At 57.4% G+C, this 25,012-nt stretch carries 24 protein-coding genes; 3 read left to right on the plus strand and 21 right to left on the minus strand.

Annotated features, from left to right (window positions below):
* Nucleotides 1–86 precede the first annotated feature (86 nt).
* From glmS to mnmG, 16 genes are all read right to left on the minus strand, one after another.
* Complete coding sequence (gene glmS / locus ACA046_RS32635) at nucleotides 87–1,919, minus strand: glutamine--fructose-6-phosphate transaminase (isomerizing) (RefSeq protein ID WP_459024921.1); 1,833 nt, start codon at nucleotides 1,917–1,919, stop codon at nucleotides 87–89.
* 10 nt (nucleotides 1,920–1,929) lie between these two features.
* Nucleotides 1,930–2,697 (minus strand): DeoR/GlpR family DNA-binding transcription regulator, encoded by a 768-nt coding sequence (locus ACA046_RS32640; RefSeq protein WP_076013256.1) that lies wholly within the window; start codon nucleotides 2,695–2,697, stop codon nucleotides 1,930–1,932.
* A 227-nt stretch (nucleotides 2,698–2,924) separates the two neighbouring features.
* Complete coding sequence (glmU, locus tag ACA046_RS32645; protein WP_497675651.1) at nucleotides 2,925–4,292, minus strand: bifunctional UDP-N-acetylglucosamine diphosphorylase/glucosamine-1-phosphate N-acetyltransferase GlmU; 1,368 nt, start codon at nucleotides 4,290–4,292, stop codon at nucleotides 2,925–2,927.
* Between the two features lie 115 nt (nucleotides 4,293–4,407).
* Entirely contained in the window at nucleotides 4,408–4,833 is a 426-nt protein-coding gene (locus ACA046_RS32650) for a F0F1 ATP synthase subunit epsilon (RefSeq protein WP_076013258.1), read from the minus strand.
* Nucleotides 4,834–4,877: 44 nt separating this feature from the next.
* A complete protein-coding gene (gene atpD, locus ACA046_RS32655) occupies nucleotides 4,878–6,257 on the minus strand; it encodes a F0F1 ATP synthase subunit beta (protein WP_076013259.1) in 1,380 nt (459 codons plus the stop codon).
* 27 nt (nucleotides 6,258–6,284) lie between these two features.
* Complete coding sequence (gene atpG, locus ACA046_RS32660) at nucleotides 6,285–7,145, minus strand: F0F1 ATP synthase subunit gamma (protein ID WP_459024926.1); 861 nt, start codon at nucleotides 7,143–7,145, stop codon at nucleotides 6,285–6,287.
* Between the two features lie 50 nt (nucleotides 7,146–7,195).
* Complete coding sequence (gene atpA, locus ACA046_RS32665) at nucleotides 7,196–8,740, minus strand: F0F1 ATP synthase subunit alpha (protein WP_076013261.1); 1,545 nt, start codon at nucleotides 8,738–8,740, stop codon at nucleotides 7,196–7,198.
* 21 nt (nucleotides 8,741–8,761) lie between these two features.
* Nucleotides 8,762–9,298 carry a F0F1 ATP synthase subunit delta gene (locus ACA046_RS32670; RefSeq protein WP_003213551.1) on the minus strand — a complete coding sequence of 179 codons (537 nt, stop codon included), beginning with the start codon at nucleotides 9,296–9,298 and terminating at the stop codon, nucleotides 8,762–8,764.
* Between the two features lie 12 nt (nucleotides 9,299–9,310).
* Nucleotides 9,311–9,781, minus strand: a complete 471-nt coding sequence (locus ACA046_RS32675; protein WP_008439543.1) for a F0F1 ATP synthase subunit B — start codon at nucleotides 9,779–9,781, stop codon at nucleotides 9,311–9,313.
* A 56-nt stretch (nucleotides 9,782–9,837) separates the two neighbouring features.
* The gene (gene atpE, locus ACA046_RS32680) at nucleotides 9,838–10,095 is read right to left on the minus strand and encodes a F0F1 ATP synthase subunit C (RefSeq protein ID WP_002555987.1); all 258 of its coding nucleotides are present in this window, start codon (nucleotides 10,093–10,095) and stop codon (nucleotides 9,838–9,840) included.
* Between the two features lie 133 nt (nucleotides 10,096–10,228).
* Nucleotides 10,229–11,098 (minus strand): F0F1 ATP synthase subunit A, encoded by an 870-nt coding sequence (gene atpB / locus ACA046_RS32685; protein WP_076013262.1) that lies wholly within the window; start codon nucleotides 11,096–11,098, stop codon nucleotides 10,229–10,231.
* Between the two features lie 16 nt (nucleotides 11,099–11,114).
* Entirely contained in the window at nucleotides 11,115–11,522 is a 408-nt protein-coding gene (locus tag ACA046_RS32690; RefSeq protein WP_010565865.1) for a F0F1 ATP synthase subunit I, read from the minus strand.
* Between the two features lie 148 nt (nucleotides 11,523–11,670).
* On the minus strand, nucleotides 11,671–12,543 hold the full coding sequence (locus tag ACA046_RS32695) for a ParB/RepB/Spo0J family partition protein (protein ID WP_003213558.1): 873 nt from the start codon (nucleotides 12,541–12,543) through the stop codon (nucleotides 11,671–11,673).
* A gap of 9 nt (nucleotides 12,544–12,552) precedes the next feature.
* Nucleotides 12,553–13,350: a ParA family protein gene (locus ACA046_RS32700; RefSeq protein WP_017477894.1), complete on the minus strand. Its 798-nt coding sequence runs from the start codon at nucleotides 13,348–13,350 to the stop codon at nucleotides 12,553–12,555.
* 18 nt (nucleotides 13,351–13,368) lie between these two features.
* The gene (rsmG, locus tag ACA046_RS32705; RefSeq protein WP_003213561.1) at nucleotides 13,369–14,013 is read right to left on the minus strand and encodes a 16S rRNA (guanine(527)-N(7))-methyltransferase RsmG; all 645 of its coding nucleotides are present in this window, start codon (nucleotides 14,011–14,013) and stop codon (nucleotides 13,369–13,371) included.
* On the minus strand, nucleotides 14,010–15,902 hold the full coding sequence (gene mnmG, locus ACA046_RS32710; RefSeq protein ID WP_497675652.1) for a tRNA uridine-5-carboxymethylaminomethyl(34) synthesis enzyme MnmG: 1,893 nt from the start codon (nucleotides 15,900–15,902) through the stop codon (nucleotides 14,010–14,012). Before mnmG ends, rsmG begins: the two co-directional genes overlap by 4 nt.
* Nucleotides 15,903–16,488: 586 nt before the next feature.
* Between mnmG and ACA046_RS32715 the strand changes: the two genes are divergently transcribed.
* The 3 genes from ACA046_RS32715 to ACA046_RS32725 all read left to right on the plus strand — a co-directional run bounded on the left by ACA046_RS32715 (nucleotide 16,489) and on the right by ACA046_RS32725 (nucleotide 20,474).
* On the plus strand, nucleotides 16,489–16,995 hold the full coding sequence (locus ACA046_RS32715; protein WP_258342951.1) for a sigma-70 family RNA polymerase sigma factor: 507 nt from the start codon (nucleotides 16,489–16,491) through the stop codon (nucleotides 16,993–16,995).
* A complete protein-coding gene (locus ACA046_RS32720) occupies nucleotides 16,995–17,939 on the plus strand; it encodes a FecR domain-containing protein (RefSeq protein ID WP_497675653.1) in 945 nt (314 codons plus the stop codon). Before ACA046_RS32715 ends, ACA046_RS32720 begins: the two co-directional genes overlap by 1 nt.
* Before the next feature lie 93 nt (nucleotides 17,940–18,032).
* Nucleotides 18,033–20,474, plus strand: a complete 2,442-nt coding sequence (locus tag ACA046_RS32725; protein ID WP_497675654.1) for a TonB-dependent siderophore receptor — start codon at nucleotides 18,033–18,035, stop codon at nucleotides 20,472–20,474.
* Between the two features lie 23 nt (nucleotides 20,475–20,497).
* On the opposite strand, the gene mnmE is transcribed toward ACA046_RS32725, so the two are convergent.
* The 5 genes from mnmE to rpmH all read right to left on the minus strand — a co-directional run bounded on the left by mnmE (nucleotide 20,498) and on the right by rpmH (nucleotide 24,427).
* On the minus strand, nucleotides 20,498–21,868 hold the full coding sequence (gene mnmE / locus ACA046_RS32730; RefSeq protein WP_421523209.1) for a tRNA uridine-5-carboxymethylaminomethyl(34) synthesis GTPase MnmE: 1,371 nt from the start codon (nucleotides 21,866–21,868) through the stop codon (nucleotides 20,498–20,500).
* 80 nt (nucleotides 21,869–21,948) lie between these two features.
* The gene (yidC, locus tag ACA046_RS32735; RefSeq protein ID WP_497675655.1) at nucleotides 21,949–23,631 is read right to left on the minus strand and encodes a membrane protein insertase YidC; all 1,683 of its coding nucleotides are present in this window, start codon (nucleotides 23,629–23,631) and stop codon (nucleotides 21,949–21,951) included.
* A 2-nt stretch (nucleotides 23,632–23,633) separates the two neighbouring features.
* A complete protein-coding gene (gene yidD, locus ACA046_RS32740; protein WP_003213574.1) occupies nucleotides 23,634–23,879 on the minus strand; it encodes a membrane protein insertion efficiency factor YidD in 246 nt (81 codons plus the stop codon).
* Nucleotides 23,872–24,276 (minus strand): ribonuclease P protein component, encoded by a 405-nt coding sequence (gene rnpA, locus ACA046_RS32745; protein ID WP_010168490.1) that lies wholly within the window; start codon nucleotides 24,274–24,276, stop codon nucleotides 23,872–23,874. The genes yidD and rnpA overlap by 8 nt, the downstream gene beginning before the upstream one ends.
* Before the next feature lie 16 nt (nucleotides 24,277–24,292).
* Nucleotides 24,293–24,427: a 50S ribosomal protein L34 gene (gene rpmH, locus ACA046_RS32750; RefSeq protein ID WP_003213577.1), complete on the minus strand. Its 135-nt coding sequence runs from the start codon at nucleotides 24,425–24,427 to the stop codon at nucleotides 24,293–24,295.
* Between the last annotated feature and the right edge of the window lie 585 nt (nucleotides 24,428–25,012).

Raw genomic sequence — 25,012 nt, forward strand, 5'->3', positions numbered from 1 at the left:
TCCACAGAAACGCTAAGAGCCGATGTTCGGTAGCCTGAAAAAGCAAAACCCCCGAAGAACGGGGGTTTTGCTGGTTCTGGTGAGGCTTATTCCACCGTCACCGACTTCGCCAGGTTGCGCGGCTGGTCAACGTCAGTGCCCTTGAGCACGGCGACGTAGTACGACAGCAACTGCAGCGGGATGGTGTAGAGGATCGGCGACAGGGTGTCGTGGATGTGCGGCATGTTGATGACGTGGGTCCCTTCGCCATTGGTCATGCCGGCCTTTTCGTCGGCGAACACGATCAGTTGGCCGCCACGGGCGCGCACTTCCTGCAGGTTGGATTTGAGCTTCTCCAGCAGTTCGTTGTTCGGCGCGACGGTAACGACTGGCATGTCGTCATCCACCAGGGCCAACGGGCCGTGTTTCAGCTCACCGGCCGGATAGGCTTCGGCGTGGATGTAGGAGATTTCCTTGAGCTTGAGCGAACCTTCCATCGCCACCGGGTATTGCGCACCACGGCCGAGGAACAGGGTGTGGTGTTTGTCGGCGAATAGCTCGGCAACTTTCTCCACGGTGCTGTCCATGGCCAGTGCTTCGCCCAGGCGTGCCGGCAAGCGGCGCAGTTCTTCCACCAGCTTGGCTTCGACGCCGTCTTCCAGAGTGCCGCGAACCTGGCCCAGGGACAGGGTCAGCAGCAACAGACCGACCAACTGGGTGGTGAAGGCCTTGGTAGAGGCCACGCCGATTTCGCGACCGGCCTGGGTCAGCAAGGTCAGGTCGGATTCGCGCACCAGGGAGCTGATGCCGACGTTGCAGATCGCCAGGGTACCGAGGAAGCCCAGTTCCTTGGCGTTGCGCAGGGCGGCCAGGGTGTCGGCGGTTTCGCCGGACTGGGAGATGGTCACGAACAGGGTGTCGGCCTGCACCACCACCTTGCGGTAGCGGAATTCGCTGGCAACTTCGACCTGGCACGGGATGCCGGCCAGTTCTTCCAGCCAGTAACGGGCGACCATACCAGCGTGGTAGCTGGTGCCGCAGGCGACAATTTGTACGTTGCGTACTTTGGCGAACAGCTCGGCGGCTTGCGGGCCGAAGGCTTGTACCAACACCTGGTTCTGGCTCAGGCGACCTTCCAGGGTGCGTTGCACCACGGCCGGTTGCTCGTGGATTTCCTTGAGCATGAAGTGGCGGTACTCGCCCTTGTCGGCGGCTTCGGCACCGTCGCGGTACTGCACGGCTTCACGCTCCACGGACTGGCCGTTGACGTCCCAGATGGACACGCTTTCACGGCGGATCTCGGCGATGTCGCCTTCTTCCAGGTACATGAAGCGGTCGGTCACCTGGCGCAAGGCCAGTTGGTCGGAGGCGAGGAAGTTCTCGCCCAGGCCCAGGCCGATCACCAACGGGCTGCCACTGCGGGCGGCGACCAGGCGGTCGGGCTGGCTGGCGCTGATCACGGCCAGGCCATAGGCGCCGTGCAGTTCCTTGACGGTGGCCTTGAGGGCGATGGTCAGATCGCCGAGGTCCTTGAGCTTGTGGTTCAGCAGGTGGGCGATGACTTCGGTGTCGGTGTCCGAGGTGAAGACATAACCCTGGCCTTTCAGCTGCTCACGCAGCACTTCGTGGTTTTCGATGATGCCGTTGTGCACAACCGCCAGGTCACCGGAGAAGTGCGGGTGGGCGTTGCGTTCGCACGGTGCGCCATGGGTGGCCCAACGGGTGTGGGCGATCCCCAGGCGGCCTACCAGCGGCTCACCGGCCAATGCCTGCTCCAGTTCGCTGACCTTGCCTGGTCGACGCATGCGCTCAAGTTTGCCGGCGTTGGTGAAAAGCGCCACACCGGCGCTGTCGTAGCCACGGTATTCCAGGCGTTTGAGGCCTTCGAGCAAAATGGCGGTGACGTTTCGTTCAGCGACTGCGCCAACAATTCCACACATGGTTTCTCTCCTAGATGACTGCCGCGCAAATCAGCGTGATGCCGCGGGCTTGAATCTGGTCGCGGGCCTCAAGCGGCAGGCGATCATCGGTAATAAGGGTATGGACGCTGCCCCAGGGCAGTTCCAGGTTGGGGATTTTGCGGCCAATCTTGTCGGACTCGACCATCACCACCACTTCGCGGGCGACCTCGGCCATGACGCGGCTCAGTCCCAGCAATTCGTTGAAGGTGGTGGTGCCGCGCTCCAGGTCGATGCCATCGGCACCGATAAAGAGCTGGTCGAAATCGTAGGAACGCAGCACTTGCTCGGCGACCTGGCCCTGGAACGAGTCCGAATGCGGATCCCAGGTACCACCGGTCATCAACAGCACCGGCTCATGCTCCAAGTCGCTCAAAGCGCTGGCCACGTGCAGGGAGTTGGTCATCACCACCAGGCCGGGCTGGTGGCCCAGTTCGGGGATCATGGCGGCGGTGGTGCTGCCGCTGTCGATGATGATGCGTGCGTGTTCCCGCAAGCGCCTGACGGCCGCACGGGCAATGGCGCGCTTGTAGGCCGAAATGGGCTGGGCCGGGTCGCCGACCAGTTCCTGGGGCATGGTGATGGCGCCGCCGTAGCGACGCAGCAACAGGCCGTTACTTTCGAGGGCGGCCAGGTCCTTGCGGATGGTCACTTCCGAGGTTTCGAAACGCTTGGCCAATTCGTCCACACTGACTTCGCCTTGCTCGGTAAGCAGGGCAAGGATGTTGTGGCGACGTTGGGGTGTATTTCGTTTCGACATGGTGATGATAAGTTTCGTTCCGAAAGATAACGAAGGCAATCAAAACCTATTCGCTCAAAATGGTCAAGCATGCGACTGATTTTTTGCATCAACACAGATAAAAATGTGGGAGCGGGCTTGCTCGCGAAGACGGTTCGTCAGTCAGCACATGTATCAACTGAAAGACAGCCTTCGCGAGCAAGCCCGCTCCCACATGGGTACTACAGTGTTTCGCGGTTGTGGATAACTCAGGTCTTCTTGATTTTGACCGGGCGTTTCCAACCGTCGATGTTGCGCTGACGGGCGCGGGCTACAGCCAGTTGGGACTTATCCACATCCTGGTTGATGGTTGAGCCTGCGGCTGTGTTCGAGCCATCACCAATGGTGACGGGTGCAATCAACGAGTTGTTGGAGCCGATAAATACGTCTTCGCCAATAGTCGTCTGGTACTTGTTGGCGCCGTCGTAATTACAAGTGATGGCGCCAGCGCCGATATTGCTGCGGGCACCAATCACTGCATCACCGAGGTAGGCCAGGTGCCCTGCCTTGGCGTCATCGCCCATCTGTGCGTTTTTCAGTTCTACAAAGTTACCCACATGAGCCCTGGCACCCAGCACGCTGCCCGGACGCAACCGCGCGAACGGACCGGCATCGCTGCCCTCGCCCATCACCGCACCGTCGATATGGCTGTTGGCCTTGATCACCACGCCTTTGCGCAGGGTGCTGTCCTTGATCACACAGTTCGGGCCGATCACCACATCGTCTTCAATGACCACGCGGCCTTCGAGGATCACGTTGATATCGATCAGCACATCGCGGCCTACGGTGACATCGCCCCGCACATCGAAACGTGCCGGATCACGCAGCGTCACGCCCAGCGCCATCAGGCGACGACCTTCACGCTGTTGATAGTGACGCTCCAGCTCCGCCAGTTGCTTGCGGTCGTTGGCGCCCTGCACTTCCATTGGGTCGTGGGGCTGCTCGGTGGCTACTACCAGGCCATCACTGACGGCCATCTCGATGACGTCGGTCAGGTAGTACTCGCCCTGGGCGTTATTGTTGGACAGACGGCTCATCCAGTCAGCCAGGCGATCGGCCGGGACCGCGAGGATGCCGGTGTTGCCTTCGGTGATAGCGCGTTGGGCTTCGCTGGCGTCTTTATGTTCGACGATGGCAGCGACCTTGCCGTCAGCGTTGCGCACGATGCGGCCGTAGCCGGTGGGGTCGTCCAGCTCGACGGTGAGCAGGCCCATCTGGCCTGGCACTACGTGTTTGAGCAGGCGCTGCAAGGTTTCCACTTCGATCAACGGCACGTCACCGTAGAGAATCAGCACGGTGTCGGCCTTGATGAACGGCACGGCTTGCGCGGTGGCATGGCCGGTACCCAATTGCTTGTCCTGCAATACGAAATTCAGGTCATCCGCCGCCAACCGTTCGCGCACCACATCGGCACCGTGGCCGATCACAACATGAATGCGCTGTGGATCCAGCTGCCGGGCGCTGTGGATAACATGGCCAAGCATCGAGTTGCCAGCGACTGGGTGCAGCACCTTGGGCAGGGCCGAACGCATACGGGTGCCCTGGCCTGCGGCAAGAATTACGATTTCGAGAGACATGAATGGCTACCAATCCTGGGCGGTCAGACTTCAGACCAAAGAAGTGTTTTGCAAAAAAAGAAAAAGGGTAGCCGAGGCTACCCTTTTTAATCAATCACGCATGAGGCTTGACGGCTTAGCCGCCAAACTTCTTGCGGATCTGCTGGACGGTGCGCAGCTGAGCTGCGGCCTCGGCCAGACGTGCAGCAGCAGAACCGTAGTCGAAATCTGCGCCTTTTTCGTTCAGGGCCTTCTCGGCAGCCTTGACGGCTTCCTGAGCGGAAGCTTCATCCAGGTCAGCAGCACGTTGCACGGTGTCGGCAAGTACCTTGACCATGTGTGGCTGAACCTCAAGGAAACCACCGGAGATGTAAAACACCTCCTTCTCCCCATTCAGCTTGGTCAGAGTAATCGGACCAGGCTTCAAGCTAGTGATCAACGGCGCGTGTCCCATGGCAATACCAAGGTCACCGAGTTCGCCGTGTGCAATCACCATCTCAACCTGACCGGAGAAAATCTCTCCTTCCGCGCTGACGATATCGCAATGGAATGTCATAGCCATCTGATTGCCTCAACCTGATGAGCGCCCGTTACCGGGCGCCGGAATTACAGTTTCTTGGCTTTCTCGATCGCTTCTTCGATGCCGCCGACCATGTAGAACGCTTGTTCTGGCAGGTGGTCGTAGTCACCGTTGAGGATGCCTTTGAAGCCAGCAATGGTGTCTTTCAGGGAAACGTATTTACCCGAGGCACCGGTGAAGACTTCAGCCACGAAGAACGGCTGCGACAAGAAGCGCTGGATCTTACGAGCGCGGGATACCAACTGCTTGTCGGTTTCCGACAGCTCGTCCATACCCAGGATCGCAATGATGTCCTTCAGTTCTTTGTAACGCTGCAGAACGTACTGGACGCCGCGAGCGGTGTCGTAGTGTTCCTGGCCGATGACGTTCGGGTCCAGCTGGCGCGAAGTCGAGTCCAGTGGATCGACCGCTGGGTAGATACCCAGGGAGGCGATGTCACGGGACAGTACGACGGTGGCGTCCAAGTGGGCGAACGTGGTCGCTGGCGACGGGTCAGTCAAGTCATCCGCAGGTACGTATACCGCTTGGATCGAGGTGATCGAACCGTTTTTGGTCGAAGTGATACGCTCTTGCAGAGTACCCATCTCTTCGGCCAGGGTCGGCTGGTAACCTACTGCGGAAGGCATACGGCCCAGCAGTGCGGATACTTCAGTACCGGCCAGGGTGTAACGATAGATGTTGTCGACGAACAGCAGAACGTCGTTACCTTCGTCACGGAACTTCTCGGCCATGGTCAGGCCGGTCAGTGCTACGCGCAGACGGTTACCCGGCGGCTCGTTCATCTGACCGTAAACCAGTGCCACTTTGTCCAGAACGTTGGAATCCTTCATCTCGTGGTAGAAGTCGTTACCCTCACGAGTACGCTCACCCACACCGGCGAACACGGAATAACCGCTGTGCTCGATCGCGATGTTACGGATCAGTTCCATCATGTTTACGGTTTTGCCTACACCGGCACCACCGAACAGACCGACTTTACCGCCCTTGGCGAACGGGCAAACCAGGTCGATAACCTTGATGCCGGTTTCCAGCAGGTCGTTGCCACCCGCTTGTTCCGCGAAGGAAGGCGCAGGACGGTGAATGCCCCAGCGCTCTTCGGTTTCGATTGGACCGGCTTCGTCGATCGGGTTACCGAGGACGTCCATGATCCGGCCCAGGGTCGCTTTACCGACGGGTACGGAGATGGCTGCGCCAGAGTCAGTGACTTCCAGACCGCGCTTCAAGCCTTCGGTGGAACCCATTGCAATGGTACGAACCACGCCGTCGCCCAGCTGCTGCTGAACTTCCAGGGTGGTGCCTGCATCGCTTTTGACTTTCAAAGCGTTGTAGATGCTCGGTACGCTGTCGCGTGGGAATTCCACGTCGATAACGGCGCCGATGATTTGAACGATACGTCCGCTACTCATAGCTGGATCCTCTGAATATTTGAACCGTTAAACCGCGGCAGCGCCGCCGACGATTTCCGAGATCTCTTGGGTGATCGCAGCCTGACGCGCCTTGTTGTAGATCAGCTGCAAATCGCTGATCAAATCACCGGCGTTGTCGGTAGCGTTCTTCATCGCGATCATCCGCGCAGCTTGTTCAGCCGCGTTGTTCTCGACCACCGCCTGGTACACCTGCGACTCCACGTAGCGCACCATCAAGCCGTCAAGCAGCTCTTTGGCGTCTGGTTCGTAGAGGTAGTCCCAGTGGTGCTTGAGTTCTTGTTCCGGGGTCGCCACCAATGGAATCAACTGCTCCACGGTAGGCTGTTGCGTCATGGTGTTGATGAACTTGTTGGATACCACGGACAGGCGGTCAATCCGGCCTTCCAGGTATGCATCCAGCATCACTTTGACGCTGCCGATCAAATCATTGATCGACGGTTCTTCACCCAGGTGGCTGATAGCTGCAACGACGTTACCGCCGAAGTTGCGGAAAAAGGCCGCACCCTTGCTACCGACCACACACAGATCGATCTCGACGCTGTTTTCGCGGTTTACCGCCATGTCCTTGACCAGGGCCTTGAACAGGTTGGTATTCAAACCACCGCACAAACCACGGTCGCTGCTCACCACGACATAACCGACGCGCTTAACTTCACGGTCGAGCATGAACGGGTGGCGATATTCCGGGTTGGCGTTGGCCAGATGACCAATAACCTGGCGGATACGCTCCGCGTAGGGACGGCTAGCAGCCATGCGCATTTGTGCCTTGCGCATTTTGCTGACCGCCACTTTTTCCATGGCGCTGGTGATCTTTTGCGTGCTTTTGATGCTCGCAATCTTACTGCGAATCTCTTTTGCGCCTGCCATGTAACACCTATCAGGTTAGCAAGCGGGAGCCTCGCGGCCCCCGCTGCGGCTTACCAGGTTTGGGTGGCCTTGAACTTCTCGATACCGGCTTTGATGCCAGCGTCGATGTCGTCATTGAAGTCACCCTTCACGTTGATCTTCGCCATCAATTCGGCGTGATCGCGGTTGAAGTAAGCAATCAGCGCTTGTTCGAAGCTGCCGACCTTGGTGATTTCAACGTCGGTCAGGAACCCACGCTCAGCGGCATACAGCGACAGCGCCATGTCAGCGATCGACATTGGTGCGTATTGCTTCTGCTTCATCAGCTCGGTAACGCGCTGACCATGCTCAAGTTGCTTACGGGTCGCTTCGTCCAGGTCAGAAGCGAACTGGGCGAATGCCGCCAGTTCACGGTACTGAGCCAGAGCGGTACGGATACCACCGGAGAGCTTCTTGATGATCTTGGTCTGAGCGGCACCACCCACACGGGATACCGAAACACCGGCGTTCACTGCAGGACGGATCCCGGAGTTGAACATGGCCGATTCCAGGAAGATCTGACCGTCGGTGATGGAAATCACGTTGGTCGGAACGAACGCGGAAACGTCGCCAGCCTGGGTTTCGATGATCGGCAGTGCGGTCAGGGAACCGGTTTTGCCGGTCACTGCGCCGTTGGTGAACTTCTCTACGTATTCTTCCGAAACGCGGGATGCGCGCTCCAGCAGACGGGAGTGGAGATAGAACACGTCGCCTGGGTAAGCTTCACGGCCTGGTGGACGGCGCAGCAGCAGGGAAATCTGGCGGTAAGCCACTGCTTGCTTGGACAGATCGTCATAAACGATCAGCGCGTCTTCACCGCGGTCGCGGAAGTATTCGCCCATGGTGCAACCGGAGTACGGTGCCAGGAACTGAAGTGCAGCGGATTCGGAAGCACTGGCGGCCACGACGATGGTGTTAGCCAAGGCGCCGTTTTCTTCCAGCTTGCGAACCACGTTGGCGATGGTCGATTGTTTCTGACCGATTGCTACGTAGACGCAGAAAATCCCGCTGTCTTTCTGGTTGATGATCGCGTCGATCGCCAGAGCGGTTTTACCGATCTGACGGTCACCGATGATCAGCTCACGCTGGCCACGGCCGACAGGAATCATGGCATCGACAGCCTTGTAGCCAGTCTGTACAGGCTGGTCTACCGACTTACGCCAGATCACGCCTGGAGCAACTTTCTCGACCGCATCGGTCTCGGTGTTGTTCAGCGGACCTTTGCCGTCAACTGGGTTACCCAGTGCGTCGACAACGCGACCCAGCAGTTCCTTACCAACCGGAACCTCCAGGATGCGGCCTGTGCACTTGGCGCTCATGCCTTCAGCCAGAGTCTGGTAGGAGCCCAATACAACGGCACCTACAGAGTCTTGCTCCAGGTTGAGAGCCATACCGAAGACGCCGCCCGGAAACTCGATCATCTCGCCGTACATTACGTCGGCCAGACCGTGAATCCGCACGATGCCGTCAGATACGCTGACGACAGTGCCTTCGTTACGGGCTTGGGAGGTCACATCGAGCTTGTCGATGCGGCCCTTGATAATTTCACTTATTTCGGAAGGATTGAGTTGCTGCATTGCTCTGCTGCCCCTTCAAACTCAAGATTTCAATGCTTCGGCAAGATTCGCGAGTTTGCCGCGAATCGAGCCATCGATAACCAGGTCGCCGGCGCGAATGATGACACCACCAATCAGGGTGGCATCCTCCGCAACTTGCAGGCGCACTTCCCGGTCGAGTCGTGCACTGAGAACCTTGGCGAGTTTGTCTTGCTGTTCTTGGTTCAATGCAAAAGCACTGGTCACTTCAACGTCTACCGATTTCTCTTGTTCGGCCTTGTACAGGTCAAACAGAGCGGCGATCTCCGGCAGAAGCGGGAGACGGTCGTTTTCGGCAACGACGTGGATGAAGTTCTGCACTTTTACATCAAACTTGTCGCCGCACACGTCAATAAACGTGGCGGCCTTGTCTGCGCTCGTCAGTCGCGGGGCCTTGAGCACGCGCTGCATGGTGTCGTCTTGCGACACTGCTGCAGCCAGGCCGAGCATGGCTGACCAAGAGGCCAGCTGCTGGTGGGCCTGGGCGTGCTCGAAGGCTGCCTTAGCGTAAGGTCGGGCCAACGTGGTCAATTCTGCCATGATCGCCCTCGCTTAAATTTCAGCAGCCAGTTTGTTTACCAGCTCCGCGTGCGCGTTTTGATCGATTGTGGCACCCAGGATCTTCTCAGCACCGCCGACGGCCAGAGCACCCAGTTGGGCACGCAGCGCATCTTTGACACCGTTCAGTTCCTGCTCGATCTCGGCTTGAGCCTGAACCTTCACACGGTCAGCGTCGATACGGGCTTTTTCAACAGCCTCTTCAACGATCTGGTTACCGCGTTTCTTGGCTTGCTCAATGATTTCAGCTGCCTGAGCTTTCGCTTCGCGCAGTTGTTGACCCGCTTTATCTTGGGCCAACTCCAGGTCGCGAGCTGCTCGTGCGGCAGCGTCCAGTCCGTCTGCGATCTTCTTCTGACGTTCGTGCAAAGCCGCGATGACCGGAGGCCATACGAACTTCATGCAGAAAACTACAAAAATCAAGAACGCTAAGGACTGACCAATAATGGTTGCATTAATGTTCACGCCAATACCTCGCTCGTTCGTTGCACAACACACCAATCACTCGAAAAAACGAGTGATTAACCGGCGAGTTGACCAACGAAGGGGTTCGCGAAGGTGAAGAACAGAGCGATACCAACACCGATCATGGTCACGGCGTCGAGCAGGCCGGCGACGATGAACATCTTAACTTGCAGCATTGGAACCATTTCTGGCTGGCGCGCTGCGCCTTCCAGGAACTTGCCGCCCAGCAGGCCGAAACCAATGGCAGTACCCAGGGCGCCCAGGCCGATCAACAGTGCAACAGCGATAGCGGTTAGACCAACTACAGTTTCCATCTTTCCTCCCGACTTTTACGTCGTATGGTTTAGGTTTTTTAGATTTTAAAGCGGTAAAACAAATCGTTTCATAGCCCTTCAGGGCTACCCTCCCATTTGACCGGGAGGGACATCAGACTAGTCGAGACTGGTCTTAATGGTTCTCTTCGTGCGCCATCGACAGGTAGACGATGGTCAGCATCATGAAGATAAACGCCTGCAGGGTGATGATCAGGATGTGGAACACAGCCCACGCCCACTGCAGAACAATGCCCAGGCCGCTAAGCCAGAGCAGACCACTGCCGAACATCACAGCGATCAGAATGAACACCAGCTCGCCGGCATACATGTTGCCGAACAGTCGCAGAGCCAGGGAAATTGGCTTGGCGATCAGGGTCACGAATTCCAGCAGGAAGTTCACCGGGATCAGCAGGGCTTGAAGGAAAATATTCTTGCTGCCGAACGGGTGCAGGGTCAGTTCGCCGATGAAGCCGCCGATGCCCTTGATCTTGATGCTGTAGAAAATGATCAACACGAACACCGACAGGGCCATGCCCAGGGTAGCGTTCGGGTCAGTGGTCGATACGGCACGGAATGGAATGTGCGGATCGCCGGAGATCGCCATGGCCAACTGAGGAATCCAGTCGACCGGAATCAGGTCGACGGCGTTCATCAGGAACACCCAGACGAAGATGGTCAGTGCCAACGGTGCAATCACCGCGCTACGACCATGGAAGCTGTCTTTCACGCTGCCATCGACGAATTCGACCAATACTTCAACGAAGTTCTGCAAAGCACCTGGCTGACCGGAAGTCGCCTTCTTTGCCGCCATGCGGAAAATCAGGACGAAGATCAGACCCAATGCGACAGACCAGCCCAGAGTATCCAGGTGGAATGCCCAGAAGCCCATTTCTTTGGCTTCTGCTGCGGTGTGGGCAAAGCCCCAGCCGCCGTTGGGAAGCTGACCGAAGGTCAGGTTCTGCAAGTGGTGCTGGATATAGCCCGAAGCGGTTGTTTCTGCCATGGTTGCCTCAAACGCCCTAAGGTTTCGAAAGTCTTGTTTTCATTAGCAGGGGAGCGAACCAGCTGACCAGTTGGGTCAACACGAAGACGCCGAATACAGCCAGCGGCGCCAATGGCTTCACACCTGCAAAGGTCAGTGCAAACAGCACTGCCGTCAAAATCAATTTCCCCGCCTCGCCGGCATAAAAAGACCGGACGATGGCTTGGGCTGCTCGGGCGCCGGAAAACCGAAAGGCCCTGTGAGCAAAATACATATTGGGCAGCAAGGCTATCAGGCCTCCGCAGAGTCCCGAGTATCCGGCTACGACTCCATGCCAATACCAAAGCGCCAAAGCAGCGATCAGCAAGATGACAAATTGAGCCAATAAAACCGGGAAAACGGCCAAGCGATGGAACGGCAACGTGTTTGGCGTGCGGGTTTCCATCACTCTTGCTCCTCAATGGTCGGCTGCCGGAAATCAATAACTTGGCATAATTTGTGCCGACAAAATGCGCGCAGAGTATAGGGGCGGTTCTGCCCCTATTCAACTGCCGGGTAGTGATTTCCGACTGCGCGCTACATAAGCAATTGTTTCAACGGATGTGGGCAAGGACGCCCTGAAGCTCATCCAATGAGTTATATCCGATGACCAATTGCCCTTTACCTTTCTTGCCGTGGCGAATTTGCACCGCAGAGCCTAGGCGCTCGGCCAGGCGCTGCTCCAGGCGTGCAATATCCGGATCAGGTTTGGCGGTTTCGACCGGTGCAGGTTTGCCACTGAGCCACTGGCGAACCAGGGCTTCGGTCTGACGAACGGTGAGGCCCCGTGCGACAACGTGTCGCGCCCCTTCAACCTGTTGATTTTCCGGCAAACCGAGCAAGGCACGGGCATGACCCATTTCCAGGTCGCCGTGGGAAAGCATCGTTTTGATGACTTCTGGCAGCGCAATCAGCCGCAGCAGGTTGGACACGGTCACGCGGGACTTACCCACCGCATCCGCGACTTCCTGCTGCGTCAGTTTGAATTCCTGCTGCAAACGCTGCAGGGCGATCGCTTCCTCGATCGGATTGAGGTCTTCACGCTGGATGTTCTCGATCAACGCCATGGCGATGGCGGTTTCATCCGGCACATCACGCACCATCGCCGGGATGGTTTCCTTGCCGGCCTGTTGGCTGGCGCGCCAGCGGCGTTCGCCGGCGATGATTTCAAAGCGGCCAGCACCAATCGGACGCACCACGATCGGCTGCATCACGCCCTGGGCCTTGATCGAATTCGCCAATTCTTCCAGCGCCTGAGGGTCCATGTCCCGGCGCGGCTGGTATTTGCCGCGCTGGATCAGGTCCAGCGGCAGGTGCTGCAGCTCACGCTCGTCGGCCTGCACCGCTTGTTCTTCAAGGGTCGTGACAGTCGGACCACTCAGCAGTGCATCCAGTCCACGTCCTAGACCTCGTTTCTTGACGGCCATGGGGATTCCTTAAGTTGGCTGGGCTGCAGCGGTGCGTGAATTGCGGCGTTGACGACGAACCATCTCGCCGGCCAGAGCCAGGTAGGCAATGGCGCCGCGGGATGATTTGTCGTACGCCAGCGCGGGCATGCCATAGCTTGGCGCTTCGGCCAGGCGGATGTTGCGTGGAATCACGGTGTCGTACAACTGGTCGCCGAAGTGTTCCTTGAGCTGCGCCGACACGTCGTTCATCAGGCTCAGGCGCGGGTCATACATGGTCCGCAGCAGGCCTTCGATTTGCAGGTTCGGGTTGAGCAACTCGGCAATACGCTTGATGTTATCCACAAGGTCGCTCAAGCCTTCGAGCGCGAAGTACTCGCACTGCATGGGGATAATCACCCCGTCGGCGGCAACCAATGCGTTCAACGTCAGCATCGACAGCGACGGTGGGCAGTCGATCAAAATGTAGTCGTAATTCTCGCGGATTGGCGCCAAGGCGCTGCGCAGACGGCTTTCTTTCATCTGCATTTCCAGCAGCACCACTTCCGCCGCAGTCAAATCGCGGTTGGCCGGCAGCAGTTGATAACCACCGTGCTCGGAATAGTGCATGGCCTGGGCCAGGTCGCACTCGCCTATCAGCAAGTCGTAGACCGAGTTTTCCAGGCCGTGTTTATCCACACCGCTACCCATGGTGGCGTTGCCCTGTGGATCGAGATCGATCAACAGCACCCGACGCTTGGTAGCGACCAGGGATGCTGCGAGGTTGATGCAGGTGGTGGTTTTGCCCACGCCACCTTTCTGGTTCGCTATCGCGAATACCTTAGCCATTCTTGCTTGTGTTCCCAATCATGCCGTGCGGCGCAGTATCAGCAGATGGCGTTGACCTTGGCAACCGGGTACGGCCAAGGCGTGTTCGCTATCGAGGTGGAAGTCTGCCGGCAATGCTAACAGCTCGTCGCTTGGATGAACGCCCTTCATTGCCAGCCAACGGGTATCGCGGTCGCCGAGGTGGCGGGTCCAGTTACTGAAATTCTCCATGCTGCTGAACGCCCGGGAAACAATTCCGTTGAAAGGCTGTTCAGGCGTGAAGGCTTCGACGCGACTGTGGATAACTTGCAAGTTATCCAGCTTGAGTTCGAGTTTCACCTGGGTCAGGAAGCGGGTTTTCTTGCCGTTGCTGTCCAGGCAAGTCACTTGCGACTCGGGAAACAGGATCGCCAGCGGGATGCCGGGCATGCCGCCGCCGCTGCCAACGTCAAGCCAGCGGCCGTTTTCGATAAACGGCATCACACTCAGACTGTCGAGCAGGTGGCGAGAGACCATTTCGTCCGGATCACGCACCGCAGTGAGGTTGTAAGCCTTGTTCCATTTGATCAACAGGGCCAGATAACCCAGCAGCAACTCGTGCTGGGCTTCAGTCAGGTTGACGCCAAGCTGGCGAGCACCTGTGGATAACTCTTCGGCGTGTTGCGAGGTGACCAACGAACTCAAGCGCTTTGCTCCAACTGACGGCCCGCGCCGCGTTTTTTCAAATGAATCATCAACAGCGAAATGGCTGCCGGCGTGACGCCCGGGATACGGGACGCCTGGCCCAGGGTCTCTGGTCGAGTTATCCCCAGCTTGCCTTGGATCTCTTTCGACAGCCCGGAAATGTTTGTGTAATCGATATCCATAGGCAGCTTGGTGTCTTCACTGGCCCGCAGGCGAGCGATTTCATCCTGCTGGCGGTCAATGTACCCGGCGTATTTGGTCTTGATTTCGACCTGTTCGGCGACCTGTGGATCTTCTGCACCACCGCCGGTGACCGAGATCAGCCCAGCGTAGTCGATTTCCGGACGGGACAGCAGGTTCAGCAAGTTGTATTCGTGGGTCAGCGGCGTGCCGAATTTTTCGGCAATCGCGTCGCCTTGCTCGGTGCCCGGGCGAACCCAGGTACTTTTCAGGCGTTGCTCTTCCAACTCGATGCTTTCGCGTTTTTTGCAGAAGGCTTCCCAACGCACATCGTCGACCAGGCCGAGCTCACGACCTTTTTCGGTCAAGCGCAGGTCGGCATTGTCTTCCCGCAGGATCAGGCGGTATTCGGCCCGGGATGTAAACATCCGGTACGGTTCCTGGGTGCCGAGGGTAATCAGGTCGTCGACCAACACCCCGATGTACGCCTCATCGCGACGCGGGCACCAGCTGTCTTTGCCTTGTGCACGCAATGCAGCGTTGGCTCCGGCCAGCAAACCCTGGGCGCCGGCTTCTTCGTAACCGGTGGTGCCGTTGATTTGCCCAGCGAAGAACAAGCCGCCGATAACCTTGGTTTCCAGGCTGTATTTCAGGTCACGCGGATCGAAGTAGTCGTACTCGATGGCGTAACCAGGCCGCACGATGTGAGCGTTTTCCATACCGCGGATCGACTGCACGATCTGGATTTGCACATCGAACGGCAAGGAAGTAGAAATCCCGTTCGGGTACAGCTCGTGGGTGGTCAAACCTTCCGGCTCGATAAAGACCTGATGGCTTTCCTTGTCGGCAAAGCGGTGGATCTTGTCTTCGATCGACGGGCAGTAGCGCGGGCCAATACCTTCGATCACTCCGGAATACATCGGCGAACGGTCGAGGTTCGCGGCAATGATTTCATGGGTGCGGGCGTTGGTGTGGGTAATCCAGCAACTGACCTGTTTCGGATGCTGTTCCTTGGAGCCCATGAACGACATCACCGGGATCGGTGTATCGCCGGCTTGCTCGGTCATCACCGAGAAATCCACAGACCGCCCATCAATTCGCGGCGGCGTGCCGGTTTTCAGGCGACCAACACGCAGTGGCAGTTCGCGAAGGCGCTGAGCCAGGGCGATTGACGGTGGATCACCGGCGCGACCACCGGAATAGTTCTGCATGCCGATGTGGATAAGTCCGCCCAGGAACGTACCGGTGGTCAACACCACGGATTCTGCGAAGAAACGCAGGCCCATTTGCGTGACAACACCGCGTACCTGGTCTTGCTCGACGATCAGGTCATCCGCTGCCTGTTGAAATATCCACAGGTTCGGCTGGTTTTCCAGGGTTTCGCGGACAGCGGCCTTGTACAGGATCCGGTCGGCTTGAGCACGCGTGGCTCGCACGGCCGGGCCTTTGCGGCTGTTCAATACGCGAAATTGAATACCACCTTTGTCGGTAGCCATGGCCATCGCGCCGCCCAGGGCATCGATTTCCTTGACCAGGTGGCTTTTGCCAATCCCGCCAATTGCGGGGTTGCAGCTCATGGCGCCGAGGGTTTCCACGTTATGCGTCAGCAACAGGGTTTTTGCCCCCATGCGTGCTGACGCCAGTGCTGCCTCGGTACCGGCATGACCGCCGCCGATGACGATCACTTCAAAACGGGAAGGGAAATCCACCACGCACCTCGTGCCTGCTTCTGTAGGTAATTAGGAATGAGCGTTCGAGATCAGGTTTTCGAACGAGTCGGCAAGTATAGGGACTTCGCCCTTCCTAAAGAACCCTTTGCACAAAATTTAACCAGCTGTGGATGAATCACGAACAATAGAAATTAAAAGAGAGAAATTTATTAAATCTTTGTTTTTATGTTTATTTCTACTGAGGCATGTTTCTGTGGATAGATCTATACAGGCCTTTATTTACGTTATGTACAGAGATTCAAAAGCCTGTGGTTAGGTACCAAGGAGGCCCTTGGATAAGTGCTTTAAGCCTGTGGATTAAACAGGTGGTTATCCACAGAGGGGTTTTTACTCAGGTTTTAAGCCTTGTTATCAACCGGGCACAGGGGTGGTTATTCACAGGGCTTAATCCACAGAAAGTACGGATTTCGATAAGTTTCAGGCACACGGCGGCCTCCGAGAATCTTCGGATAGGCAAGAAACGCTTCGTTTGCATTTGTGAAACGGGTTGATGGCAGGCCTATTGTGAGAAAGCGTCACGGCAGTTAATAATAGTTATTATCATTAACCTACCTCGTCACCTCTCATGGCCCTTCCCCCGCATACCCTTGCAGTCCAGCACATCTATGAGCAGCACCATTCGTGGTTGCATAGCTGGCTCAAGGGAAAGTTGCATAACGCCTGCGATGCAGCCGATGTGGCACACGATACGTTCGTGCGGATCCTGGGCGGCCGCAATGCGGCGCAGATCCTTGAGCCCAGGGACTATCTGGCCACTGTTGCCAGGGGACTGGTGATTGACCGCTATCGCCGCCGCGCCATTGAACAAGCCTATCTGCAAACCCTCGCAGACCGGCCAGAAGCAACCGCAATCAGTGAAGAAGACAAGGCGATCATCATTGAAACCCTTGTGGCTGTGGATAAAGCCTTGTATGGGCTGGGTGAGCGGGCTCGGCGAATTTTCATGCTGTCCCAGGTCGAAGGCCTGACTTATCAACAGATCGCCGATCAGCTGCGTGTCTCGCTGACCACCGTCAAGAAACATATGGTCCGCGCCCTGACAGAATGCGCCCTGATCATGGCGGGCGCGTAATGGCCGCCCCGGATCGCAAGACGTTCGAAGCCGCCGCCAGTTGGTACGTGCAATTTCAATCGCAACCACCGACACCTGCGCAACACAGTGCCTGGCAGCAATGGCTCAACGGCGATCCTTCCCATCAGGCGGCCTGGAACCAGATGGAACAGTTACAACGTGGCCTCGGTGCGCTACCCAAGGATTTCACCCGTCGCGCGCTCTCGACCAGTCAACAGCGGCGCCAAGTGCTCAAGCTGATGTTGATGCTCGGCGCCGCCGGGTATTTGGGGTGGAACGTTCAACAACACACGCCCCTGGGCAACCTTTGGGCTGACTATCGAACCAAGGTCGGCGAACGACGGCGAATCGAGCTTGCCGACGGCACTCAAATTGACCTCAATACCCATACCGCGATCGACGTACTTTTCGATGGGCAGCAGCGACTGGTCCGTTTGCGTGAGGGGGAAGTACTTATCCACACCGGCAAGTCGGGGCGGCACACACCGTTTTATGTCGAAACCCGTGAAGGTCGTGTTCAAGCCTTAGGCACGCGGTTCACTGTTCGCCAATTGCAGGGGTCAACGCGGGTTGGCGTGTTGGAAAACCGGGTCAGCGTGCAACCCGTCGACCAGCCGGGTCATGGCCGACTGCTCGGCCCCGGTGAGACTGCCGATTTCGGCACGCTAGACGTAGGCCCCAGCCATATCTATCGCAGGAACCAAGCCGCATGGGTCGACGGCCAACTGATCGTTCTGGACGCGCGACTGGGGGATGTCGTCGACGAACTCGCGCGCTATCGGCCGGGCGTCATGCAGTGCGACGCCGCATCAGCCCGGCTGCGGGTGTCCGGCACCTTCCGCCTGGATTCCACCGACGCCGTACTGGCCAACCTGCAGGTCACATTGCCGATCCAGGTGAAGTATTTCACCCGCTACTGGGTCGCCGTCACGCTTACAGGTTGATACCGAAAAAATACTCTCAGCAGGGGTTATCTTTTTTTTACCTGGCGCGGCCCTACAGGTAATCACGATGCTACCTTCAGGGCTTACTCACACATGCGCCTTCCTACAAAATTTCGCCAGCGTCTCTCCTATCACGGCCTCACGTATGGCTTGCTGCTGACCACGGCAGCGACTGCCAGCACCTTGTTATGCACCCAGGCGATTGCTGCCAGCTCGGTGCAACATTACGTGATCGCCCCCGGGCCACTCGACAATGCCTTGAGCCAGTTCGCGGCGAAGGCCAATGTGATTTTGTCATTCTCGCCGCAGCAGACGGCGCGCTTGCAAAGTCCTGGGCTGGAAGGTGACTACTCGGTGGAACAAGGGTTTGCGTTATTGCTGCAGAACTCGGGATTGCAGGCGGCGGCTCAAGGCCCCGGCAGCTACGCGCTGCAGCCGGCCACGAGCGGGGAACAACTCATGTTGGCCCCGACTACTGTCAGCACTTATCAACAGGCCGGTTTCAATCAGGAGATTGCCGGGGACGTAGGTTACAAGGCGCAAAACAGCCGAATCGGTACCAAGACCAGCACACCGTTGTCGGAAACTCCGCGCTCGGTGTCAGTGGTGACCGGCCAGCGCATCAAGGATCAAAAATCCCAGACGCTCACCGAAGTGCTGGGCTATGTGCCGGGAATCTTTGCCCCTCCCTTTGCTGCGGGCGACGGCCTGGCCGGTGACCTGTTCTTCATTCGCGGCTTCAACGCCACGGATTATGGCTACGGCCTGCTGCGCGATGGCTTGCGAGTACAAGGCAACCGGTATGACACCACCAGCGAACCTTATGGGCTGGAACGGGTAGAAATATTCCGTGGCCCGTCTTCCCTGCTCTACGGCGAAAATGCACCCGGTGGTCTGGTCAACCTGGTAAGTAAACACCCGACAGCTACACCACAAGGCGAAGTTCAGCTGACCTACGGTTCGAATAATCGCCGCCAGGTGGGTGTGGATATCTCCGGTCCGCTGAACGACAACGACACTATTCTTGGACGCGTGGTGATGCTCGGCAGAAAGTCCGACACCCAGACCGATCACGTTCCCGATGACCGCCTGTATATCGCACCGTCCCTGACCCTCAATTTCGACGACTACAACACCCTGACGCTGCTGGCCAACTACCAGAAAGACCACACTAATCTTGAACTTGGCCTACCTGCCGCCGGCACGTTACTGACCAACCCCAACGGGAAGCTCTCCAAGCACACCATGCTCGGTGACCCGGACTGGAACACCTTCGAACGGGAAACCTGGAGCACCGGCTACGAGTTCAGCCACAGCTTCAACGATGACTGGCAGTTTCGGCAGAACTCGCGCTACATGCAGTCGCGAATCACCCGCCATGAAACCTGGCCAGGCAACCTGAATAATGCGGGGTTCGGCACCCAGCTGAACATGAATGCCTACGATCGCTACAACAAATCGATGGTCTACTCGCTGGATAACCAGTTGGAAGGCAAATTCCAGGTGGGTGGCCTGGAAAATACCGTGCTGCTTGGTGCGAGCTATGACCGTACCTCGTTCAGCCAGGATTGGAATGCCGGATTTGCAGGCACGATCAATGTGTATAACCCGGTATACCTGAAGGACCCATTGACGCCTCTTGCGGTGCAAAACACGTTGCTGGAACAGCAGATGAAAGGTGTTTATGCACAGGTCCAGAGCAAATATGACCACTGGTTATTCTTGCTCGGCGGACGCCAGGACTGGGTCGACAGTGATTTTCGCGACAAGGTGGCCAAGGCCGGCAATATCAGCTCTGAAGACCGCAAATTCACCTATCAGGGCGGGATCATGTACCAGTTCGACAACGGCCTGACGCCGTATGTCAGCTACTCCACCGCGTTCGTCCCGGTACAGCAGATCTCCAATGCCGGCACACCGCTGGACCCGATCACCAGCAGTCAATACGAAGTAGGCCTCAAGTACGAGCCGATCGGCTGGGACACGGCGATGACGTTGTCGGTATATGACCTGCGCAAGCAGGACGACACGTACCTCGACGCCACTACCAATACCTACCGCCAGGTTGGTGAAAGCCGGGCCAAGGGCGTGGAAGCGGAGGTCAACAGCAACCTCACACCCAATTTGAACGTGACTGCGGCCTACACCTACACCGATGCTCGAATTACCAAGGATTCGGCAACGTCGCTCGTGGAAGGTCACCAAATGACCGGTGTCCCACGTAATCAGGCTTCGGTCTGGGGCAAGTACCGCTTTCTTGATGGCCAACTCAAGGGCTTGTCCGTGGGCGGCGGCATGCGCTACTTCGACAGCACTTTCGCTTACACCGCGCCTTCCCTTTACGGGAAGCTGGATGCTGGAAGCGTAACGTTGGTGGATGCCGCCATCGGTTACCAGATTGACAAGCACTGGTCGGTGGACGTGAACGCGAAGAACCTGTTCGACAAGGAGTATGTGTCCGGCTGCAACGATGCGGGCCGCTGCTATTGGGGTGAAAGCCGGACGCTACTCGGAACAGTTTCCTACAACTGGTGACGTGCCAGCTGTGGATAATCCGGCTATTTCCCGATACAGAAGCTTGAGAAAATCCGCCCCAACAAATCATCGGAGCTGAACGCGCCGGTGATCTCACCCAACAGCTGCTGCGCTTGACGTAAATCTTCAGCCAGCAGCTCACCGGCTCCTGCCAGCGTCAGCTGCGCGCGGCCATGCTCGAGGGCGGCGCTGGCATGCCGTAGCGCCTCCAGGTGCCTGCGACGAGCGCTGAAGCTGCTTTCCGAGGTCTGCTCGTAGCCCATGCACGCTTTCAGATGATCGCGCAGCAGTTCCAGCCCCTCTCCCGCAGACTTGGCACTTAAGCTGATCGTCACGTGGCCGTCCTCACTGACTTCCAAGGCGATCGCCTCGCCCGTCAGGTCGGCCTTGTTTCGAATCAGCGTGACCTTGGCCGGGTCTGGCCGTTGTTCGAGAAATTCCGGCCACAGCGCAAACGGATCTGCTGCCTCTGGCGCGGTGGCATCCACCACCAGCAGCACCCGATCGGCCTCAGTGATGGCCTTCAAAGCACGTTCCACGCCGATCTTTTCCACCTGGTCATCGGTGTCACGCAGCCCGGCCGTGTCCACCACATGCAGTGGCATGCCATCGATGTGGATATGTTCGCGCAAGATATCCCGGGTGGTGCCGGCGATCTCGGTAACGATGGCCGCTTCTCGCCCCGCCAGAGCGTTGAGCAGGCTCGACTTGCCGGCGTTGGGTCGGCCGGCAATCACCACCGTCATACCGTCACGCAGCAAGGCACCTTGCCCGGCTTCGCGCAGGACTGTGGATAACTCGTCACGGACTTTATCCAGCATCGCCAGGACATGGCCATCGGCAAGGAAGTCGATTTCTTCCTCCGGGAAATCAATTGCGGCCTCCACGTAGATACGCAGGCTGATTAATTGCTCGGTGAGGTTATGCACACGCAGGGAAAAAGCGCCCTGCAACGAGCGCAATGCATTGCGCGCGGCTTGTGCAGAACTGGCTTCAATCAGGTCGGCAATCGCCTCGGCCTGGGCCAGGTCGAGTTTATCGTTGAGGAACGCGCGTTCGCTGAATTCACCCGGGCGTGCCAGGCGGCAACCCAACTGCAGGCAACGCTGCAGCAGCATGTCCAGAACGATCGGGCCACCGTGGCCTTGCAGTTCCAGGACGTCTTCACCGGTAAAGGAGTTCGGGCCCGGAAAATAAAGGGCAATACCTTCATCCAGCACCTCTTCATCAGCGCCTAAAAACGGCCCGTAATGCGCATACCGCGGCTTCAGCTCCCGTCCACTGATGGCCTGGGCCGCCACGCCGGCGAGTGGCCCGGAAATACGAACGATACCGACGCCACCACGACCTTGAGCGGTGGCGACAGCGGCGATGGTTTCACGAGGAGCGCTCATGGCGGGTACCCGGATAAAAGTGACGGAAAGCAAAACGCCCCACTAGGGGGCGTCTTGAGTGGTGTTATCCACAGAGTAAATTACGCCTCGGCTTTTTTGGTAGCCGCTTCGATTTTACGTGTGATGTACCACTGTTGGGAGATCGACAGGCAGTTGTTGACCACCCAGTACAGCACCAGACCAGCCGGGAACCACAGGAAGAAGAAGGTGAAGATGATTGGCATCATTTTCATTACCTTGGCCTGCATCGGGTCCGGCGGAGTCGGGTTCAGACGCTGCTGGATGAACATGGTCGCGCCCATGATGATCGGCAGGATAAAGAACGGGTCTTTGATCGACAGGTCAGTTATCCACAGCATGAACGGAGCCTGGCGCATTTCCACGCTTTCCAGGAGCACCCAGTACAGCGACAGGAACACCGGCATCTGGACCAGAATCGGCAAGCATCCACCCAGCGGGTTGATCTTCTCTTTCTTGTACAGCTCCATCATGGCCTGCGACATTTTCTGCCGGTCATCACCATGTTGTTCTTTCAGCGCGGCCAGTTTCGGGGCCACGGCACGCATACGTGCCATCGACTTGTAGCTGGCAGCCGACAGTGGGAAGAAGATCCCCTTGATCAACATGGTCAGCAGGATGATCGAGAAGCCCCAGTTGCCGACGATGCTGTGGATATGTTGCAGCAGCCAGAAGATAGGCTGGGCAATGAACCACAGAATGCCGTAATCCACAGTCAGTTCCAGACCTGGGGATAACTCCTTCAGCACAGCCTGGCTCTTCGGACCGGCGTACAACGTAGCGCTGGCTTCAGCCTTGGCACCCGGAGCGACGGTCAACGTCGGGCCAGTAAAGCCAATGATGTAGTTGCCTTGGCTGTCTTTGCGGGTTTGAACCAGGTTGGCATCACCCTTGTTCGGGATCCATGCGGTCACGAAGTAGTGTTGCAACCAGGCGACCCAGCCACCTTGAACGGTTTCTTTCAGCGCGCCCTTGTCGATATCTTTCATCGACACTTTTTTGTACGGCTCGTTACTTGTCCACAGGGCGGCGCCCAGGTAAGTCGCGGTGCCGGTGGCAGTGCTGGAAGAAGGATCGGCGCTGTTGTCACGCTTGAGCTGGGCAAAAAGGTTGCCTGTCCACGGCTTGGCGCTTTCGTTGTCGATCAGATAAGTGACTTTCAGATCGTACAAACCGCGGGTGAAGCTGAAGCGCTTGATGTAGTTGACGCCGTCGTGACTGAATTTCAGGTCAACGTTCAACTGGTTCTGGCCATCAGCCAGTTGATAAGTCTTCTGTTCGGTCGAATAAACCGGACGACCGGTAGCACGAGCATCCGGACCGTCAGTGCCGGTCAGGCCACTTTGTGCCAGATATACACGTTCGCCGCCGTTATCGAACAGCTGGAACGGAATATCCGGGTGGTCTTGGCGACGTGGATACAGCGGCAGTTTCAGCTGGGCGATATCACCACCCTGTGGATCGATTGCCAGGTCCAGTACATCCGTTTTTACATGGATGAGGTCTTTATTGGTGACGACCGGGGTTTCTACCGGGGTGCTGGTATCGGCATTCGCGCTGGGTACATCGGCACTGGCGGCAGCATTGTTACCCAGTGGCGTATCCGGAATAGCCGGCGCCGACTGATTGGTAGCAACATTCTGAGTCGGCAGGGCAGCTTGGCCATAATCCTGGTTCCACTTAAGAACCATAGAGTAGGACACGATTGCCAGGGCGACGATCAGGATCGTGCGTTTAATATCCATGATTACTCGGCCATCGAAGAAGAACGGGAGGTAGGGATAGGTGGAACCGGGTCATAACCACCGGGATTCCACGGATGACAGCGACCTAAACGACGAAAGGTCAGCCAGCCACCGCGCAGAAGGCCATGATTTTCTATGGCTTCCAACGCGTAGCAGGAACAACTGGGGTAGAAACGACAGTGGTTTGCCATCAGGGGACTAATGGCATAGCGGTAAAACTGGATCGGAACGAGCGCCAGTTTACGCATCAGTACTGTCTACCCCTACAGTTTCGGTGCTGACAGCTGGTGCTGGCTTGTTGGTACGAGCCAAACGTTTCCAGAGCTTGCCGAAATGCTGAATCAATTCGGGGTTTTCTACGTCCCCCAAGCCTTTGCGCGCGACGATAACAATATCCCAACCAACCAGAGTCTCCTGGTGGAGGCGAAACGATTCGCGCATCAGACGCTTGAGGCGATTGCGCTCAACGGAGAGCTTTACGCTCTTCTTGCCGATCACCAACCCGAGACGGGGGTGATCCAGATCGTTGTTACGCGCAAGGAGCAGGAGATTTTTCCCCGGAACCTTGCCGGTGGGGGAGTCAAAGACTGCCTTGAAATGCCGGGGGGTTAGCAGACGCTTTTCCCGACTGAAGTCCTGACTCACCACCAGTACCGGATTATCAAACTGCCAGACGCGCACGACCTTTGGCGCGGCGACGCGACAGGACAGCACGGCCGTTCTTGGTTGCCATGCGAGCACGGAAGCCGTGAGTACGGGCGCGTTTGATGGTGCTTGGTTGGAAAGTACGTTTCATGGCGTGTTACCTGGTTCGTCCACAACGGGCCGGAATGGCCCCCGTTTTAAGAGACCGGCGATTCTAGAGAAAGCAAGCCTCTAGGTCAATTTCCAACCAGCTTTTCCTTTAATTAGATATCTGGAGGCCTCTGGACCGAATCCGAGCGGTTCGGCTTTCACGAGCAATGCCATAGATATAAAAATAAAGAAGGAAGTTATTTAAAGCTTTTCTGTAAAGCTTATAAAAGCTAGGGAGACGATCTTCTGTGGATAACTGCCTTAAGGCCATATTCCACGTGGTGTACAGAGAATGACAACACGGGGGAGAAACGGTGCTCTGCCTGTGCTGCGCTATCGGATAAGCTGTGTGTGGAATGGCTACTTATCCACAGGCGAGTTACCCACAGACTTTCAACCCCACTTGTGCAACGGGCTTAGGGGCGCTTATCCACAGAGCTTATGCACAGACCATTTGTCGCCTTTTTTACGGTTAAGGCATTGATTCTTGGCGCCCTGTGAGCAACCTACATGTGGATAAGTGGACGGCTGGCCGCTACAATGGCCGCTGTTTTTGCCTCACCGGCTTTCAACTTAGGGGATATCC

Source organism: Pseudomonas sp. LBUM1641 (assembly GCF_059716235.1).